The sequence below is a fragment of the Streptomyces zhaozhouensis genome, from assembly GCF_900230195.1.
Lineage (GTDB): Bacteria > Actinomycetota > Actinomycetes > Streptomycetales > Streptomycetaceae > Streptomyces > Streptomyces zhaozhouensis.
Window position 1 is genome coordinate 1 of the sequence record NZ_OCNE01000018.1, and the last position, 15677, is coordinate 15677.

18 protein-coding genes, 3 tRNA genes and 1 pseudogene are annotated in these 15677 nt (G+C 72.6%); 17 read left to right on the forward strand and 5 right to left on the reverse strand.

The window, feature by feature from the left end:
• From CRP51_RS21725 to CRP51_RS21750, 6 genes and pseudogenes are all read left to right on the forward strand, one after another.
• Window positions 1–162: pseudogene (locus CRP51_RS21725) on the forward strand (ATP-binding protein); the annotation flags it as partial.
• A gap of 167 nt (window positions 163–329) precedes the next feature.
• Window positions 330–1112: a fumarylacetoacetate hydrolase family protein gene (locus tag CRP51_RS21730; RefSeq protein WP_097232987.1), complete on the forward strand. Its 783-nt coding sequence runs from the start codon at window positions 330–332 to the stop codon at window positions 1110–1112.
• Window positions 1105–2580, forward strand: a complete 1476-nt coding sequence (gene gltX, locus CRP51_RS21735; protein ID WP_097232988.1) for a glutamate--tRNA ligase — start codon at window positions 1105–1107, stop codon at window positions 2578–2580. Before CRP51_RS21730 ends, gltX begins: the two co-directional genes overlap by 8 nt.
• Window positions 2581–2728: 148 nt before the next feature.
• Window positions 2729–2800: transfer RNA gene (locus CRP51_RS21740), tRNA-Gln, on the forward strand.
• A gap of 33 nt (window positions 2801–2833) precedes the next feature.
• Window positions 2834–2906: transfer RNA gene (locus tag CRP51_RS21745), tRNA-Glu, on the forward strand.
• Window positions 2907–2931: 25 nt separating this feature from the next.
• Window positions 2932–3004 (forward strand) — tRNA-Glu (locus CRP51_RS21750).
• Window positions 3005–3067: 63 nt separating this feature from the next.
• On the opposite strand, the gene CRP51_RS21755 is transcribed toward CRP51_RS21750, so the two are convergent.
• Window positions 3068–3745, reverse strand: coding sequence for a MerR family transcriptional regulator (locus CRP51_RS21755; RefSeq protein ID WP_097232989.1), 678 nt, complete (start codon window positions 3743–3745; stop codon window positions 3068–3070).
• A gap of 174 nt (window positions 3746–3919) precedes the next feature.
• Here CRP51_RS21755 and CRP51_RS21760 point away from each other — a divergent pair, with 174 nt between their 5' ends.
• Entirely contained in the window at window positions 3920–4420 is a 501-nt protein-coding gene (locus tag CRP51_RS21760; RefSeq protein ID WP_170970637.1) for a DUF4188 domain-containing protein, read from the forward strand.
• Between the two features lie 161 nt (window positions 4421–4581).
• Here CRP51_RS21760 and CRP51_RS21765 read toward each other — a convergent pair whose 3' ends face one another.
• Window positions 4582–5316 (reverse strand): IclR family transcriptional regulator, encoded by a 735-nt coding sequence (locus CRP51_RS21765; RefSeq protein ID WP_097232990.1) that lies wholly within the window; start codon window positions 5314–5316, stop codon window positions 4582–4584.
• Window positions 5317–5479: 163 nt separating this feature from the next.
• Here CRP51_RS21765 and leuC point away from each other — a divergent pair, with 163 nt between their 5' ends.
• From leuC to CRP51_RS21790, 5 genes are all read left to right on the forward strand, one after another.
• A complete protein-coding gene (leuC, locus tag CRP51_RS21770) occupies window positions 5480–6904 on the forward strand; it encodes a 3-isopropylmalate dehydratase large subunit (protein WP_097232991.1) in 1425 nt (474 codons plus the stop codon).
• A 3-nt stretch (window positions 6905–6907) separates the two neighbouring features.
• On the forward strand, window positions 6908–7501 hold the full coding sequence (leuD, locus tag CRP51_RS21775; protein WP_097232992.1) for a 3-isopropylmalate dehydratase small subunit: 594 nt from the start codon (window positions 6908–6910) through the stop codon (window positions 7499–7501).
• 124 nt (window positions 7502–7625) lie between these two features.
• Window positions 7626–7877, forward strand: coding sequence for an SCO5555 family protein (locus tag CRP51_RS21780; RefSeq protein ID WP_097232993.1), 252 nt, complete (start codon window positions 7626–7628; stop codon window positions 7875–7877).
• Between the two features lie 126 nt (window positions 7878–8003).
• Window positions 8004–8585 carry an HU family DNA-binding protein gene (locus tag CRP51_RS21785; protein WP_097232994.1) on the forward strand — a complete coding sequence of 194 codons (582 nt, stop codon included), beginning with the start codon at window positions 8004–8006 and terminating at the stop codon, window positions 8583–8585.
• Window positions 8586–8695: 110 nt separating this feature from the next.
• On the forward strand, window positions 8696–8899 hold the full coding sequence (locus tag CRP51_RS21790) for a hypothetical protein (protein ID WP_097232995.1): 204 nt from the start codon (window positions 8696–8698) through the stop codon (window positions 8897–8899).
• 53 nt (window positions 8900–8952) lie between these two features.
• On the opposite strand, the gene cofC is transcribed toward CRP51_RS21790, so the two are convergent.
• Complete coding sequence (gene cofC / locus CRP51_RS21795; protein WP_097232996.1) at window positions 8953–9600, reverse strand: 2-phospho-L-lactate guanylyltransferase; 648 nt, start codon at window positions 9598–9600, stop codon at window positions 8953–8955.
• Between the two features lie 227 nt (window positions 9601–9827).
• Between cofC and CRP51_RS21800 the strand changes: the two genes are divergently transcribed.
• Genes CRP51_RS21800 through CRP51_RS21810 form a run of 3 tightly spaced genes read left to right on the forward strand, consistent with a single transcriptional unit; the run spans window position 9828 to window position 12776 of the window.
• Window positions 9828–10589 carry a lysophospholipid acyltransferase family protein gene (locus tag CRP51_RS21800; RefSeq protein ID WP_097232997.1) on the forward strand — a complete coding sequence of 254 codons (762 nt, stop codon included), beginning with the start codon at window positions 9828–9830 and terminating at the stop codon, window positions 10587–10589.
• Window positions 10586–11587 carry an NAD(P)H-dependent glycerol-3-phosphate dehydrogenase gene (locus tag CRP51_RS21805; RefSeq protein WP_097232998.1) on the forward strand — a complete coding sequence of 334 codons (1002 nt, stop codon included), beginning with the start codon at window positions 10586–10588 and terminating at the stop codon, window positions 11585–11587. The genes CRP51_RS21800 and CRP51_RS21805 overlap by 4 nt, the downstream gene beginning before the upstream one ends.
• 34 nt (window positions 11588–11621) lie before the next feature.
• Window positions 11622–12776: a D-alanine--D-alanine ligase family protein gene (locus tag CRP51_RS21810; RefSeq protein WP_097232999.1), complete on the forward strand. Its 1155-nt coding sequence runs from the start codon at window positions 11622–11624 to the stop codon at window positions 12774–12776.
• Between the two features lie 27 nt (window positions 12777–12803).
• Here the strand turns inward: CRP51_RS21810 and CRP51_RS21815 are convergent, their stop codons facing one another.
• Window positions 12804–13385 (reverse strand): DUF3515 domain-containing protein, encoded by a 582-nt coding sequence (locus tag CRP51_RS21815; RefSeq protein WP_245880738.1) that lies wholly within the window; start codon window positions 13383–13385, stop codon window positions 12804–12806.
• Between the two features lie 20 nt (window positions 13386–13405).
• Window positions 13406–13639, reverse strand: coding sequence for an Lrp/AsnC ligand binding domain-containing protein (locus CRP51_RS21820; RefSeq protein WP_097233001.1), 234 nt, complete (start codon window positions 13637–13639; stop codon window positions 13406–13408).
• 137 nt (window positions 13640–13776) lie between these two features.
• On the opposite strand from CRP51_RS21820, the gene CRP51_RS21825 reads away from it, so the two are divergent.
• Together CRP51_RS21825 and thiD are read left to right on the forward strand one after the other, a co-directional pair.
• Window positions 13777–14766 (forward strand): thiamine-phosphate kinase, encoded by a 990-nt coding sequence (locus CRP51_RS21825; protein WP_097233002.1) that lies wholly within the window; start codon window positions 13777–13779, stop codon window positions 14764–14766.
• Between the two features lie 74 nt (window positions 14767–14840).
• Window positions 14841–15635, forward strand: a complete 795-nt coding sequence (gene thiD / locus CRP51_RS21830) for a bifunctional hydroxymethylpyrimidine kinase/phosphomethylpyrimidine kinase (RefSeq protein ID WP_097233100.1) — start codon at window positions 14841–14843, stop codon at window positions 15633–15635.
• Window positions 15636–15677: the final 42 nt, after the last annotated feature.

Consider the following 15677-nt stretch of genomic DNA (forward strand, 5'->3'; position numbering starts at 1 on the left):
GGTTTTGACGGGCATCAGCCGTATTCGCCGGAGGAGGTGCGGGAGGCGTTGCAGATCGGTCCTGACGCGCCGATCATCACGACCGACGCGCGGCACCGGGCGGAGGCGAAGAGCGGCCTGATCACCCTCGTCGAACACGCGCTGATGGCCCGGCTGCGCTGATCTCCCCCCACCGCACTTCCGCACGCCTCCCGAACACCCGGTTCGGGAGGCGCCTGCTTTTTCGCGCGCGCCGGTGTCCTAGGGTGTGAGGCGCAGGTTTCCAGGCGTGAGCCGGGCTCAGCCAGGGTTTTCGCCACTTCGAGCAGGCCAGTGAGGGACTACCCAGCGTGCGCATCGCCAGATTCTCCATCGACGGGACCGTCGGATTCGGCGTGGTGGAGGGAGAGCCGACCGACGAGGGCGGGCTCCGCCTCGACATCATCAAGGGCCACCCCTTCGCCGAGTTCGAACGCTCGGGGCACCTCGTGCCGCTGAGCGAGGTCAGGCTCCTGCCGCCCGTGCTCCCCAGCAAGGTGGTGGCCATCGGCCGCAACTACGCGGAGCACGCGCGGGAGATGGGGAACGAGGTCCCCGACGTTCCCGTCACCTTCTTCAAGCCCTCCACCTCGGTCATCGGCACCGGAGACGAGATCCGCTACCCGTCGATCTCCTCCGACGTCCACCACGAGGCCGAGCTGGCCGTCGTCATCGGGCGGCTCTGCCGGGACGTGCCGAGGGAGCGGGCCCGCGAGGTGATCCTGGGCTACACCTGCGCCAACGACCTGACCGCGCGCGACGTCCAGCAGCGCGAGAAGCAGTGGGCCAGGGCGAAGGGCTTCGACACCGCCTGCCCCCTCGGCCCCTGGATCGAGACCCAGCTCGACCCCGCTGACCTGGCCATCATGTGCACGGTCAACGGCGAGCAGCGACAGTTGGGGCGCACCAGCGAGATGGTGCGCTCCGTGGAGGATCTGATTGTGCACATCACGGAGTCGATGACCCTGCTGCCGCAGGACGTCATTCTCACCGGAACCCCGGCCGGCGTCGGCCCCGTGCGGGACGGCGACGAGGTCGCCGTGAGCATCGAGGGCATCGGCACCCTGACCAACAAGGTGGTGCGCCGTGGCTGACGTCAGGGTCCGCTTCTGCCCCTCGCCGACCGGCGACCCGCATGTCGGGCTGGTCCGCACCGCCCTGTTCAACTGGGCCTTCGCCCGCCACCACGGCGGCACCCTGGTGCTGCGGATCGAGGACACGGACGCGGCGCGCGACTCCGAGGACTCCTACCGCGCGCTGCTGGACTCGCTGCGCTGGCTGGGCCTGGACTGGGACGAGGGCCCCGAGGTGGGCGGTCCGCACGCGCCGTACCGCCAGTCGGAGCGGATGGACGTCTACGCGGACGTCGCCGCCCGGCTGATCGCCGCCGGCCACGCGTACCACTGCTACTGCACGACCGAGGAGTTGACCGCCCGGCGCGAGGCCGCCAGGGCCGAGGGGCGGCCCTCCGGCTACGACGGCGCCTGCCGGACGCTCAGTGAGGAGCAGGCCGCCGCGTACCGCGCGGAGGGCCGCGAGCCGATCGTCCGCTTCCGGATGCCCGACACCGAGATCGTCTTCGACGACCTGGTCCGCGGCGAGCTGACGTTCTCCCCGGAGAACGTCACCGACTACGGGATCGTCCGAGCCAACGGCGCCCCGCTGTACACCCTGGTCAACCCGGTCGACGACGCGCTGATGGGGATCACCCACGTGCTGCGCGGCGAGGACCTGCTCTCCTCCACGCCCCGGCAGATCGCGCTCTACCGGGCGCTGGCCGAGATCGGCGTGGGCGGCGGCGGGGTGCCGGCGTTCGGACACCTGCCGTACGTGATGGGCGAGGGCAACAAGAAGCTCTCCAAGCGGGACCCCCAGTCCTCGCTCAACCGCTACCGCGAGGCCGGCTTCCTCCCCGAGGGGCTGCTCAACTACCTGGCGCTGCTCGGCTGGTCGCTCGCCGAGGACCGGGACGTCTTCGGCCTCGACGAGCTGGTCGCCGCGTTCGACATCGGCGCGGTCAACGCCAACCCGGCGCGCTTCGACCTGAAGAAGTGCGAGGCGATCAACGCCACCCACATCAGGGAGCGGCTCACGGTCGAGCAGTTCGTCGAGGCGTGTCAGCCGTGGCTCACCGCCCCGCACGCGCCGTGGAGCCCGGAGCGGTTCGACCCGGAGGCGTTCGCGGCGCTCGCCCCGCTGGCCCAGACCCGGGTCACGGTGCTCTCCGACATCACGGCCAACGTGGACTTCCTCTTCCTGCCGGAGCCGGCGATCGACGAGGCGTCCTGGGCCAAGGCGATGAAGCCGGGCGCCGACGCCGTGCTGGGCTCCATCCGGAAGGGGCTGGCCGAGGTGGACTCCTGGACCGCCGAGCCGCTGAAGGAGGCCGTGCTGGCCGCCGGCGAGGCCCACGGGCTGAAGCTCGGCAAGGCGCAGGCCCCGCTGCGGGTGTCGGTCACCGGGCGGACCGTGGGGCTGCCGCTCTTCGAGTCGCTTGAGGTCCTGGGCCGCGAGCGCACCCTGGCCCGCGTCGACGCCGCCCTCGACCGGCTGGCGGGGTAGCGACGAGGGGGGGACGGGGCCCTCGGGAGCGATCTCGTTTTGGTGCACCGTCCCCCATCGGGTAGTGTTCTTTCTGCCGCTGAGGGGGCCAACACCCCGAAGTCCAGCGGTCACCCAAGCAAAACCCCCACTCGGGGTTGCGTTTCGGTGGGCTATGGTGTAATTGGCAGCACGACTGATTCTGGTTCAGTTAGTCTAGGTTCGAGTCCTGGTAGCCCAGCGCGATCTTGTATCGAGCAGTTCACAAGATCTTGCCCCCGTTGTGTAGCGGCCTAGCACGCTGCCCTCTCAAGGCAGTAGCGCCGGTTCGAATCCGGTCGGGGGTACGGAGATCGTCAGATCTCTGCGTGGGCCCCCGTTGTGTAGCGGCCTAGCACGCCGCCCTCTCAAGGCGGTAGCGCCGGTTCGAATCCGGTCGGGGGTACATGATCGAAGAGCGGCTCTCCTCCCCAAGGGGTGGAGGGCCGCTTCTCGTTGTGCGCCCCGCTCAGTCCTCGGCGCCCCCGGCCTCCCCGCCGTCGCCGGCCCCCGCGTCGCCGCGCAGGCGGCGGCTGGCCTGCTCGGCCTGGGCCAGCCGCCGCAGGCTCAGCAGCACCGGCTCGTAGAGCACGGTGAGCGCCACGGCGGCCTCCAGCTGCGTCGTGGGCGCCTCGAACTGCTCGACCAGCGCCAACTCGTGCTCCGCCAGCCGGCCGGCCAACTCCCCGTAGGGCAGCAGCGCCTCACCGTCGCAGGGATAGCCGAGCCGCAGCAGCGCGCTGAGGGCGGAGACCAGCGCCTGGTGCGCCGGATTCTCCGGGACCACGCGCCAGCCGAGGCGTCGCTGGAGCTCCACGGCCACCCGCTCGGCGGCGGGTGCCTCGGCGTCGTCCTCGGCGGGCGCGGGGAGCGCCTGGGGGAGCGCGGCGACCGCCGTGCCCATCCGGGAGAGCTGGTCGAGCGAGGCGTCGTCGACGGCGGTCAGCACCGCGCGCGCGCCGGCCACCGAGACGCCGCCGACCTGTATCAGCGCCCGCACCAACTGGAGGCGGCGCAGATGCTCCTCGTCGTAGTCGGCCTGGGTGCTGCTGATCCGGTGGCCAGGCGGGAGCAGTCCCTCCCGCAGATAGAACTTGATCGTCGCCGTCGACACCCCGCTGCGTCTGCTCAGCTCCGCGAGCCGCATCCGTGACCCCCTTGCGCGATCGGTGGGAGAGTGGCACTATCCAATCATGGATAGTGAAGCTATCCAAAGGATTGTCCGAGGCGTCTCGCCGCTGTTCTCGCCGTTCCCGCCGTTCCCGCGGTGGAGTTGGCGGCGTGGGCGCGGGTGGGCGTGGATCAGGGAGGTGGGGCGTCGATGGCGTCGAAGGTCGTGCGGGGGCGGATGACGGCTCGGAGCGACGAGCCGCTGGTGGTGTTCCTGGTGGGGATGCGGATCAACCGCCTCTGGCGGCTGCGCGAGTGGTGGTCGCCGATGCGGGCCATGACCCGGATGCTGCGGGAGCTGTCCCGCGAGCCGGCGCGCGGGATGCTGGGGTACCGGCTGTGCCTCGGGTCGCCCAGGGAGCTGTTCGTGCTGCAGTACTGGTCGGACGTGGAGTCGTTGACGGCCTACGCTGCCGCGTCGGACGCCGAGCACCGTCCCGCCTGGGGTGAGTTGAACCGCCAGCTCAGGGCCGGCTCCCGGGTGGGCTTCTGGCACGAGACCTTCGTGGTCCCGGCCGGCTCGGCCGAGTCGATCTACAGCAACATGCCGCCGGCCGGCCTCGGCGCGGCCTGGGAGCTGATACCGGTGGCCCGGCGCGGCGAGTCGCTTCCCGAGCGGATGGCCGCGGGGGGCGGCGGATCCGCGGGGTAGGGAGGTGGCGTCGTCGCCGGGGGGCGTCCTCGGGTCCGGCTCGGCCGGCGGGGTGCTCGTCCGGGTGGTGTTCCCCGCGCCTCCCCGCCGCGAGGCGGCCCCGCCGGTGCGGAGGCGGCGCGGTGCGTGGACGGCGTGCCGTCCGGCGGGCGGGGGCCGGGTCAGCCCGCGGCGCCCCGCTTGAGCGCTTCCGTGAGGCGTCCCGCGGCCTCCAGCAGGGCCCCCGCGTGCATCCGGCCCGGGTGTCGGGAGAGTCGTTCGATCGGGCCGGAGACCGAGACGGCGGCGACCACGCGGTTGGACGGGCCCCGGACGGGGGCGGAGACGGAGGCGACGCCGGGCTCCCGTTCGCCGATGGACTGTGCCCAGCCGCGCCGGCGGACGCCGGAGAGCGCGGTCGCGGTGAAGCGCGCGCCCTGGAGGCCGTGGTGAAGCCGCTCCGGCTCCTCCCAGGCGAGAAGGATCTGCGCGGCGGAGCCGGCCTTCATCGGCAGCGTGGAGCCCACGGGCACGGTGTCCCGCAGTCCGGAGAGCCGCTCGGCGGCGGCGACGCAGATCCGGCGGTCGCCCTGGCGCCGGTACAGCTGGGCGCTCTCGCCCGTCACGTCGCGTAGTTGGGTCAGTACGGGGCCGGCAGTCGCCAGCAGCCGGTCCTCGCCGGCTGCCGCGGCCAGCTCGGCGAGCCGGGGGCCGAGTACGAAGCGGCCCTGCATGTCGCGAGCCAACAGCCGGTGGTATTCGAGAGCCACGGCCATCCGGTGCGCGGTCGGCCGCGCCAGCCCGGTCGCCCCGACCAGCCCGGCCAGTGTGGCGGGCCCGGACTCCAGGGCGCTGAGCACCAGCGCCGCCTTGTCGAGGACGCCCACTCCGCTGGAATCGCCACGAGAGTTGTCCATGAAACGATACTCGCGTCTCACAGTGTGAAACGCAAGTTCAATTTCCCCACGAAGACGTCACTCTGGGTCCCATGCTCGGCGACGCGTGCCGGGCAGGCCACCGCCCCGCACCCGGGGGAGCGGGCGGCGGTATGGGATTCAGCGGCGAGCCCGGAGGGACGCGATGGGACGGACACTGGCGGAGAAGGTCTGGGACGATCATGTCGTCCGGCGGGCGGAGGGCGAGCCCGACCTGCTCTACATCGATCTCCACCTGCTCCACGAGGTGACCAGCCCACAGGCGTTCGACGGTCTGCGCAAGAGCGGCCGGCGGGTGCGCCGCACGGACCTGACCCTCGCGACGGAGGACCACAACACCCCGACGCTGGACATCGACAAGCCCATCGCGGACCCGGTCTCCCGCACCCAGCTGGAGACCCTCCGGAAGAACTGCGGGGAGTTCGGCGTGCGGCTGCACCCGCTCGGCGACACCGAGCAGGGCGTGGTCCATGTCGTCGGCCCGCAGCTCGGGTTGACCCAGCCCGGCACCACCGTGGTCTGCGGGGACAGCCACACCTCGACCCACGGCGCGTTCGGCGCGTTGGCGTTCGGGATCGGCACCAGCCAGGTCGAGCACGTGCTGGCCACCCAGACCCTGCCGATGGCGCCGTTCAGGACGATGGCGGTCACCGTCAACGGCGAGCTCCCCGAGGGGGTGACGGCCAAGGACCTGATCCTCGCGATCATCGCCCGGATCGGTACCGGCGGCGGTCAGGGGTATGTCATCGAGTACCGGGGCGAGGCCATCGAGCGGCTCTCGATGGAGGCCCGGATGACCATCTGCAACATGTCGATCGAGGCCGGCGCCCGCGCGGGCATGATCGCCCCCGACGAGACCACCTTCGCCTATCTGGAGGGCCGCGACCACGCGCCTGAGGGCGCGGACTGGGACGCGGCGGTCGCCTACTGGCGCACGCTGCGCACCGACGAGGACGCGGCCTTCGACCACGAGGTCGTCATCGACGCCGCCGAGCTGGCCCCGTTCGTCACCTGGGGCACCAACCCCGGCCAGGGCGCCCCGCTGACCGCCTCGGTGCCCGACCCGCGGTCGTTCGCCGACCCCGGCGACCGGGTGGCCGCCGAGAAGGCGCTGGAGTACATGGGGCTGGCCCCCGGCCAGCGGCTGCGGGAGATCGCGGTGGACACCGTCTTCGTCGGCTCCTGCACCAACGGCCGCATCGAGGATCTGCGCTCGGCCGCCGAGGTGTTGCGCGGACGGCGGATCGCCGAGGGCGTGCGGATGCTGGTCGTCCCCGGTTCGGTGCGGGTCGCGCTCCAGGCGGTGGACGAGGGGCTGGACCGCGTCTTCACGGAGGCGGGCGCCGAGTGGCGGCACGCCGGCTGTTCGATGTGCCTGGGGATGAACCCGGACCAGCTCTCGCCGGGGGAGCGCTGCGCCTCCACCTCCAACCGCAACTTCGAGGGCAGGCAGGGCAAGGGCGGACGCACCCACCTGGTCTCCCCGCAGGTCGCCGCCGCGACCGCGCTCACCGGTCACCTCGCCTCGCCGGCCGACCTGGCCGACGTCCCCACCCCCGCGGAGGTCTGAGAGATGGAAGCCTTCACCACCCACACCGGCCGGGCCGTTCCGCTGCGCCGCTCGAACGTCGACACCGACCAGATCATCCCCGCCCACTGGCTGAAGAAGGTCACCCGCGACGGCTTCGAGGACGGGCTCTTCGAGTCCTGGCGCAGGGATCCGGAGTTCGTGCTCAACCAGGAGGCCCACCGGGGAGCCACCGTCCTGGTCGCCGGGCCGGACTTCGGCACCGGCTCCTCCCGCGAGCACGCGGTCTGGGCCCTGCAGAACTACGGCTTCAAGGCGGTCATCTCCCCGCGCTTCGCCGACATCTTCCGCGGCAACTCCCTGAAGAACGGACTGTTGACGGTCGTGCTCCCCGCGGCCACGGTCGAGGCGCTCTGGGAGCTGGCCGAGCGGGAGCCGGGCAGCGAGGTGACGGTGGACCTGGTCGCCCGCCGGGTCACCGCGCCCGGGATCGAGGCCGATTTCGACCTTGACGAGAACGCTCGGTGGCGTCTTCTGGAGGGGCTGGACGACATCTCGCTCACCCTGCGGGAGGAGGCGGCCATCGCCGACTTCGAGAGCCGACGCCCCGTCTACAAGCCTCGTACGCAGGCAGTCTGACGTTCCGTCACCCTCGCGCCCCCGTCGGCCCCGCCGGTGGGGGCGTCCCCATGTGTGCAGGAGCGACACGGGCGTTGGGGGGCTTAGAGGGCGATAACCGGCCCAAGGTGGCACAATCGGCCGCATGGAACGCGACGGTCAACTCGAACTCTACGACCGCGTCGCCGCTCGACTGAAGGACGCGCACCGCACGGTGCGGGATCTGCAAGTGCCCGAGGACGTACGGCGGGCCCTGACCCGGAGGCTGCTGGTGATCACCGCGGCGTCCAAGCAGGACCTGCCCGGCGCGGCCCGCCGGCTGGAGCGGTTGATGGCGGACGTGGACGAGGGGCGACTGCCCTCGGACATCACCGGCGGCCATGACGGAACTCCGTGACGGGTCGAGTTCGTTGCGACACAAGGGTGATTCGCCCGTTTCGCGTTTGATTTGCGGAATATATCTGCCTAACGTGCGAAAAAGCTTGAACACATTCGTTCCAGCAATGCCTGCGAAGGGGAAGACGTGAACAAGGCGCAACTCGTAGAAGCGATTGCGGACAAGCTCGGCGGTCGTCAGCAGGCGGCCGACGCCGTGGATGTCGTGCTCGACGCCATCATCCGCTCGGTCGTCTCGGGGGAGAGGGTCTCGGTCACCGGCTTCGGCTCGTTCGAGAAGGTCGACCGGCCCGCCCGCTACGCGCGCAACCCGCAGACCGGCGAGCGGGTTCGGGTCAAGAAGACCTCGGTGCCCCGCTTCCGCGCGGGTCAGGGGTTCAAGGACCTGGTCGCGGGGACGAAGAAGCTCCCCAAGAACGACGTCGCGGTCAAGAAGGCCCCCAAGGGCAGCCTGAGTGGCGGCACCACCGCCAAGAAGGCCGCCACCAAGAAGGCCGCCGCCAAGAAGTCGGCGGCCAAGAAGTCCACCGCCAAGAAGTCGACGAGCCGCACCAGCGCGGCGAAGAAGACCACGGCGAAGAAGTCCACCACCAAGAAGGCCACCGCCAAGAAGGCCCCGGCCAAGAAGACGACCGCCAAGAAGGCTCCGGCCAAGCGGGCGTCGTCCCGTGCGACCACCGCCAAGAAGGCCGCCTCGCGCCGCCGCTGACGGTCCCGCACGTCGCCCGCGGGCCGGACTCCCCGAACCGGAGCCCGGCCCGCAGCTGTTTCTCCTCCCGCCCCGCCGACGGGGCGGGGCCCAGCGGCTAGGCTCGCCCCATGCAGGCCACCGCTTACACCTTCGACCCCGAGACGCGCGCCGGCAGCGTCCTGCTCGACGACGGCACGCCGCTGGAGTTCGACGCGGCGGCCTTCGACGCCGGCGGGCTGCTGTTCCTCCGGCCGGGGCAGCGGCTGCGGGTCGAGGTCACCGGCGAGGGCGAGGCGCGCCGGGTCGGCTTCCTGACGCTCCAGACGTTCTAGAACCTCCAGGCGCCCCGGACGGCGCCCCGGCCCGCCCGCGCCGCCCGTCCCCCTCAGGCCGACAACGCGTCCGCCAACCCCGGCAGTTCGCCGCACCGCGCCGCCGTCGCCCGCCCGACGCCGAGCGCGAGCGCCACCCGCAGGTCGGCCGCCGTGTCCACGTCCCGGCGCACGCTCTCCACCCCGGTCGTCGACAACTCCACCGCCCCCGACGCCAGGTGCGCCCGCCGCGAGGCCTCGCCGAAGGCCGGTGCCAGCGCGGCCGGCGGCCGCGCCGCCAGCAGCGTCGTGCCGATCCCCGCCGCGTCCGGCAGGAACGCCCGCCCGTGCCCCGCCGCCTCCGTCAGCACCCGGGACAGCTCCGCCGGCCGCAGCGCGGGCAGGTCCGCGTTGAGCGCGGCGAGCGCCCGCCCCGGCAGGGCCGCCGCGCCGTGCGCCAGCGCCGCGTTGAGCCCCGCGTCCGGCAGGTCGGGGACGACGCGGGCGCCGAGGGCCGTGAGCCGGCGCGCCGCGAGCGGATCATTGGTGACAACCACCACATCCCGCACCGCGGCCGCGGCCAGCGCCGCCGTCACCGTGTCCTCGGCGAAGGCCAGCGCCAGCGCCCGCCGGTCGGCGTCGGGCACCGCCGCGGCCAGCCGGCTCTTGGCCGCTCGCAGGGGTTTCAGGGGGACGACGAGCGTCCACTCACAGTCGCGCACCGGGTCATTCTCCTCTCATGCCACGTTCCGTGACGCGCGTCGCCGCCGTGCCGCCGGTGACCGGGCCGCACACGCGTGCGGTGGCGCGGGGTGGCGCGGACTAGGGTGCCGGGGTGACGGTGGTGGCGCGGCGTGGGGCGCTGGACAGCGCCGGGGCTCGCGACCACACTTGGGCGGCCGTCCGCAGCTGGCCGCGTCGGATCAGTGCAAGAGGAGATGGTGACCGAGTGTCTCGCCGCAGAATCGGCTTCTGGTACCGATTCGCAGCATTTCTGGTAAAACCGATGCTGCGGGTCTTCTTCAAGCGGGACTGGCGAGGAATGGACCGCATTCCGGCCGACGGAGGATTCATCACGGTGGTGAATCACAACTCGTATCTCGATCCGCTCTCCTACGCGCACTACCAGTACAACACCGGCCGCGTGCCGCGATTCCTCGCGAAGAACGCCCTTTTCCAGCACGGCATGGTGGGCCGCTTCATGCGCGGCACCCGCCAGATCCCCGTCTACCGCGAGACCAACGAGGCCGCCGACGCCTACCGCGCCGCCGTCAACGCCGTGCGCTCCGGGGAGTGCGTCGCGTTCTACCCCGAGGGCACCCTCACCAGGGACCCCGACCTGTGGCCCATGGAGGGCAAGACCGGCGCGGCCCGGGTCGCGATGGCCACCAGGGCCCCCGTCATCCCGGTGGCCCAGTGGGGCGCGCACCAGGCGATGCCCCCGTACGCCAAGGAGCGGCGGCTGCGGCTCTTCCCGCGTAGGACACTGGTGGTGGTGGCCGGCGAGCCCGTGGACCTCAGCGAGTTCCACGGCCGCGAGCCGAACGCCGAGCTGCTGCGCGAGGTGACGGACCGCATCATGGACGCCATCACGGCGCTGCTCGCCGACATCCGCCAGGAGACGCCGCCGGCCCGGCGTTTCGTCCACCGCAGGGCGCCGGTGGAAAGGCCGGCAGAGTCGAGCGCGCCCGACAAGGAGAAGGCCGAGTGACACAGGTCGCCGTCTACGGCAGCGGTTCCTGGGGGACCGCGTTCGCCGCCATCCTGGCCGACGCCGGTTGCCGGGTGACGCTCTGGGCGCGTCGCGAGGACGTGGTGTCCTCCATCAACGCCGAGAGGGTCAACGCGGACTACCTCCCCGAGCTGAGACTCCCCGAGGGGGTGCGCGCCACCACGGACTTCGCGGAGGCGGCCGAGGGGGCCGAGTTCGCGGTGCTCTCCGTTCCCTCCCAGACCCTGCGGGAGAACCTGGCGCGGTGGGCCGGGGTGCTGCCGGCGGACGCGGTGCTCGTCTCCCTCATGAAGGGCGTGGAGTTGGGCACGGCCAAGCGGATGAGCGAGGTGGTCGAGGAGGTCGCGGGCGCGGGCCCCGAGCGGGTCGCGGTGCTCTCCGGGCCGAACCTCGCCGGCGAGATCGCGCAACGGCAGCCCGCCGCCGCCGTCGTCGCCTGCCGCGACGAGTCCGTGGCGCGCCGCCTCCAGGCCGCCTGCCACACGCCGTACTTCCGCCCGTACACCAACACGGACGTGGTCGGCTGCGAACTCGGCGGCGCCGTCAAGAACGTGATCGCGCTCGCCGTCGGCATCGCCGAGGGGATGGGCCTGGGGGAGAACACCAAGGCGGCGCTGATGACCAGGGGCCTGGCCGAGACCTCGCGGCTGGGACTGGCGATGGGCGCCGACCCGCAGACGTTCGCCGGCCTCGCCGGCATGGGCGACCTGATCGCCACCTGCTCCTCGCCGCTCTCCCGCAACACCACCTTCGGCACGAACCTGGGGCGCGGCATGTCGGTGGAGGAGACCATCGCCGTCACCCGGCAGACCGCGGAGGGCGTCAAGTCCTGCCGCTCCGTGCTCGACCTGGCGCGGCGTCACGGCGTGGAGATGCCCATCACGGAGACGGTCGTCGGCATCGTGCACGAGGGGACCTCGCCGCGGGTCGCGGTCAAGGAGCTGATGTCGCGAACCGCCAAGGCCGAACACCGCTGACGACCGCCGTCACGTTAGGTAGCCTCGGAGGGTGATGAGCAGCGAGTCCTCTTCCCCCGCTCCCTTCGAGCGCAGCAAGCCCCGTGTGGCCGTGGTCTTCGGCGGTCGCAGCTCCGAGCACGCGATCTCCGTGGTGACGGCAGGCGCGGTGCTGCGGGCCATCGACCGCTCCCGTTACGACGTGTTGCCCATCGGCATCACGCAGGACGGCCGGTGGGCGCTGACCGCCGACGAGCCGGAGCGGATGGCCATCGCCGACCGGGCGTTGCCGAGCGTGGAGGGCATCGCCGAGCCGGGCGGCGGCGGGGTGCTGCTCCCCGTCGACCCGGGGCGTCGCGAAGTCGTCTACGCGGAGCCGGGATCGGTGCCCAAGGACCTCGGCGAGGTCGACGTGGTGCTGCCCGTGCTGCACGGGCCCCACGGCGAGGACGGCACGCTCCAGGGGCTGCTGGAGATGTCGGGGGTGCCCTATGTCGGCGCCGGGGTGCTGGCCTCGGCCGTCGGCATGGACAAGGAGTACATGAAGCGGGTCTTCGCCTCGTTCGGCCTGGCCGTCGGGCCCTATCTGGTGGTCAGGCCCCGGGAGTGGGAGCGCGACCGGGCGGGCGCGCTGGCGCGGATCGAGGGGTTCGCCGCCGAGCACGGCTGGCCGGTCTTCGTGAAGCCGGCCAGGGCCGGCTCCTCGATGGGGATCACCCGGGTCACCTCGCCCGAGCAGCTGCCCGACGCGCTCGCCGAGGCCCGGCGCCACGACCCGAAGGTCGTGGTCGAGGCGCAGCTGGTGGGCCGTGAGATCGAGTGCGGGGTACTGGAGTTCGAGGACGGTCCGCGGGCCAGCCTGCCGGCCGAGATCCCGCCGGTCTCCAGCCACGACTTCTACGACTTCGAGGCCAAGTACATCGACTCGGCCGAGGGCATGGTGCCGGCGCCGCTGACCGAGGAGCAGACGGCCGAGGTGCGCCGGCTCGCGATCGAGGCGTTCGAGGCGGCCTCCTGCGAGGGGCTGGTGCGGGCGGACTTCTTCCTGCTGGAGAACGGCGAGTTCGTCATCAACGAGATCAACACGATGCCCGGCTTCACCCCGATCTCGATGTTCCCCCGGATGTGGGAGGCGACGGGCGTCAGCTACCCGGAGCTGATCGACCTGCTGATCCAGGCGGCGCTGCGCCGCCCGACCGGGCTGCGGTAGGGCCGGGGCCCGGGGCACCGCGCGGGGTCAGTGGTGGTGCTCGTGCCCGTCGTACGCGTCCCCGGGGTCCTCGCCGTCCTCGGGGGTGTCCTGGTCGTCCTGCCGGTACAGCTCGCTCAGCGGTATGTGCCGGTCGATCGGGGCGGCCACGTCGAGCAGCGGGTTGACCTCGGGGGCGTAGGAGTCGGGCACCGTCATCTCGACCAGCACCTCGCGCTCGGTGGTGGTGAACCGCTTGGCCCCCGACTCCTCCTCCAGCAGCCAGGACACCTCGTTGACGCCCACCACGTCGGCGTGCGCGGCGTCGTACTCGGCGCTGCCGGGCGTGAGTTGGGCCGGGGTCTCGACGCCGCAGCGCAACACGATCCCGGGCGAGCCCCAGACCGCGGCGTACGGGGAGGGCTCGTCCAACTCCCGCCGTTCCTGGCCGTCCACCACGTCCGGCAGGTCCTCGGCCAGCGCCCGGCAGGCCGCCGCCGCCTCGCCGCCCGGCTCCGGGACCCGCACGTCGGCCGTCCCCGAGTCCGAGGAGCAGGCCGCCAGCAGCAGCACGAGGGCGGCGGGCGGCAGGGCGCGGCGCACGGCGGCGGCCGGGGGGTGAGCGGTCACGTCGCGAGCATAACGAGCCGCTACAGGTGGACCACCGGGCAGGTCAGGGTGCGAGTGATCCCCGGCACACGCTGCACCTCGGCCACCACGAGACGGCCGAGCTCGTCCACGGTGGCGGCCTCCGCGCGGGCGATCACGTCGTACGGGCCGGTGACGTCCTCGGCCCGTACGACGCCGGAGATCCGGGAGATGACGTCTGCCACGGTGGAAGCCTTGCCCACCTCGGTCTGGATCAGGATGTACGCCTGTACCACGGGTCCTCCACAGCGGCTTCGAGGAGCGGGGGCGCTACCGTAGCGCGTCATGACCTGCGTCGGGAGAGGCGTTCCTGGTCGGTCGGGCGGATCGAGGCACAGGTCGGCGCAGAACAGAGCACGAGGAGAGGCTTCACGTGAAGGGCAGTGTGGGGGCGCTCGGGGAGTTCGGGCTGATCCGGGAGCTGACCTCCCGGATCAGCGGGACCCCGGCGGTACGGCTGGGACCGGGGGACGACGCCGCCGTGGTGGCGGCACCCGACCGGCGCGTGGTCGCCAGCACCGACATCCTGGTCGAGGGCAGCCACTTCCGCCGCGACTGGTCCACCGCCTACGACGTGGGGCGCAAGGCGGCGGCGCAGAACCTCGCCGACATCGCGGCGATGGGGGCCACCCCGAGCGCCGTGCTGCTGGGCCTGGTGCTGCCGGCCGAGCTCCCGGCGACCTGGCCCGTCGAGTTGATGGACGGCATCCGCGACGAGTGCCAGGTCGCGGGCGCCGGGGTCGCCGGCGGTGACGTGGTGCGGGGCGACACCGTGATCGTCTCCATCACCGCGCTGGGCGACCTCGCCGGCCGGGAGCCGCTGACCAGGACGGGGGCGCGGCCGGGAGACCTGGTCGCGGTCACCGGCTGGTTGGGGTGGTCGGCCGCGGGGCACGCGGTGCTCTCCCGCGGCTTCCGCTCCCCGCGCGCCTTCGTCGAGGCGCACCGCAGGCCGGAACCGCCCTACCCGGCGGGCCCGGCGGGTGCCGCGCTGGGCGCGACCTCGATGACCGACGTCAGCGACGGACTGATCGCCGACCTCGGGCACATCGCCCAGGGCAGCAAGGTGCGGATCGACATCGCCTCCGGCGCGTTGGACATGCCGGCCCAGATGAACGACATCGGGCAGGCGGTCGGCGTCGACCCGCTCCAGTGGGTGCTCACCGGCGGCGAGGACCACGCGCTCGTGGCCACGTTCCCGCCGGAGACCAAGCTGCCCGCGCGGTGGCGCGTCATCGGCGAGGTGCTGCCCAGCCGGGGCAGGGGCGCGCCCACGGTGCCTGAGGGCGCGTCGCCGCCCCGGGTGACCGTGGACGGCGAGCCGTGGGAGAACGCGGGCGGCTGGGACCACTTCGCCGGCTGAACGCGCGGGGCGCGCACGCCGGCGGAAGGGGGCTTCGGGCGGCGTGCGCCGGGCCGTTGAGTAGGGTCGTGGCCATGCCCACACCCCCGCGCGTGCTCACCGTCGCCGGCTCCGACTCCGGCGGCGGCGCCGGCATCCAGGCCGACCTGAAGACGATGCTGGCCCTCGGGACGCACGGCATGAGCGTGGTCACCGCCGTCACCGCGCAGAACTCGCTGGGCGTGGACGGTTTCTGGGAGCTGCCGCCGGAGGCGGTGCGGGCCCAGTTCCGCGCGGTGGTCGACGACATCGGGGTCGGTGCCGTCAAGACGGGGATGCTGGCCGGCGCCGAACTGGTCGAGACCGTCGCCGCGTTGCTCTCCGACGTCGACGCGCCCGTGGTGGTCGACCCGGTGGGCGTCTCCAAGCACGGGGACGCGCTGCTGGCGCCCGAGGCGCTGGAGGTGGTGCGCGGGCGGCTGCTGCCCGTCGCGACCCTGGTCACCCCGAACCTGGCGGAGGTCGCGCAGCTGACCGGGGCGCGGGTCGCCGACGCGTCGGACCTGCCGAGGGCCGCCGAGGCGCTGCTGGCGCTCGGGCCGCGCTGGGTGCTGGTCAAGGGCGGCCACCTGCCGGGGGACGCCGTCGACCTGCTCACCGACGGCACGGACACCCATCTGCTGCGCGCGCCGCGCCACGACAACCGCCACACCCACGGCACCGGTTGCACCCTCGCCTCGGCGATCGCCGCGCGGCTGGCGCACGGGGACGCGCTGCCCGAGGCGGTGGCGGCCGCCAAGGAGTACGTCACCGGGGCCATCGCCGCCGGTTTCCCCCTGGGCGCCGGCATTGGCCCGGTGCACCACGGCTACCGGATCGCGGGGCGTTAGGCGCTCTCCCGGGTCCGGGCACACGAAAGCCGGCCCACCCTC

Excerpts from the sequence above, each read along its gene's own strand:
- CRP51_RS21755 (WP_097232989.1), bottom strand. The coding sequence starts at position 3,745 with ATGCGGCTCGCGGAGCTGAGCAGACGCAGCGGGGTGTCGACGGCGACG.
- CRP51_RS21760 (WP_170970637.1), top strand. The coding sequence starts at position 3,920 with ATGGCGTCGAAGGTCGTGCGGGGGCGGATGACGGCTCGGAGCGACGAG.
- CRP51_RS21765 (WP_097232990.1), bottom strand. The coding sequence starts at position 5,316 with ATGGACAACTCTCGTGGCGATTCCAGCGGAGTGGGCGTCCTCGACAAG.
- leuC (WP_097232991.1), top strand. The coding sequence starts at position 5,480 with ATGGGACGGACACTGGCGGAGAAGGTCTGGGACGATCATGTCGTCCGG.
- leuD (WP_097232992.1), top strand. The coding sequence starts at position 6,908 with ATGGAAGCCTTCACCACCCACACCGGCCGGGCCGTTCCGCTGCGCCGC.
- CRP51_RS21780 (WP_097232993.1), top strand. The coding sequence starts at position 7,626 with ATGGAACGCGACGGTCAACTCGAACTCTACGACCGCGTCGCCGCTCGA.
- CRP51_RS21790 (WP_097232995.1), top strand. The coding sequence starts at position 8,696 with ATGCAGGCCACCGCTTACACCTTCGACCCCGAGACGCGCGCCGGCAGC.
- CRP51_RS21810 (WP_097232999.1), top strand. The coding sequence starts at position 11,622 with ATGAGCAGCGAGTCCTCTTCCCCCGCTCCCTTCGAGCGCAGCAAGCCC.
- thiD (WP_097233100.1), top strand. The coding sequence starts at position 14,841 with ATGCCCACACCCCCGCGCGTGCTCACCGTCGCCGGCTCCGACTCCGGC.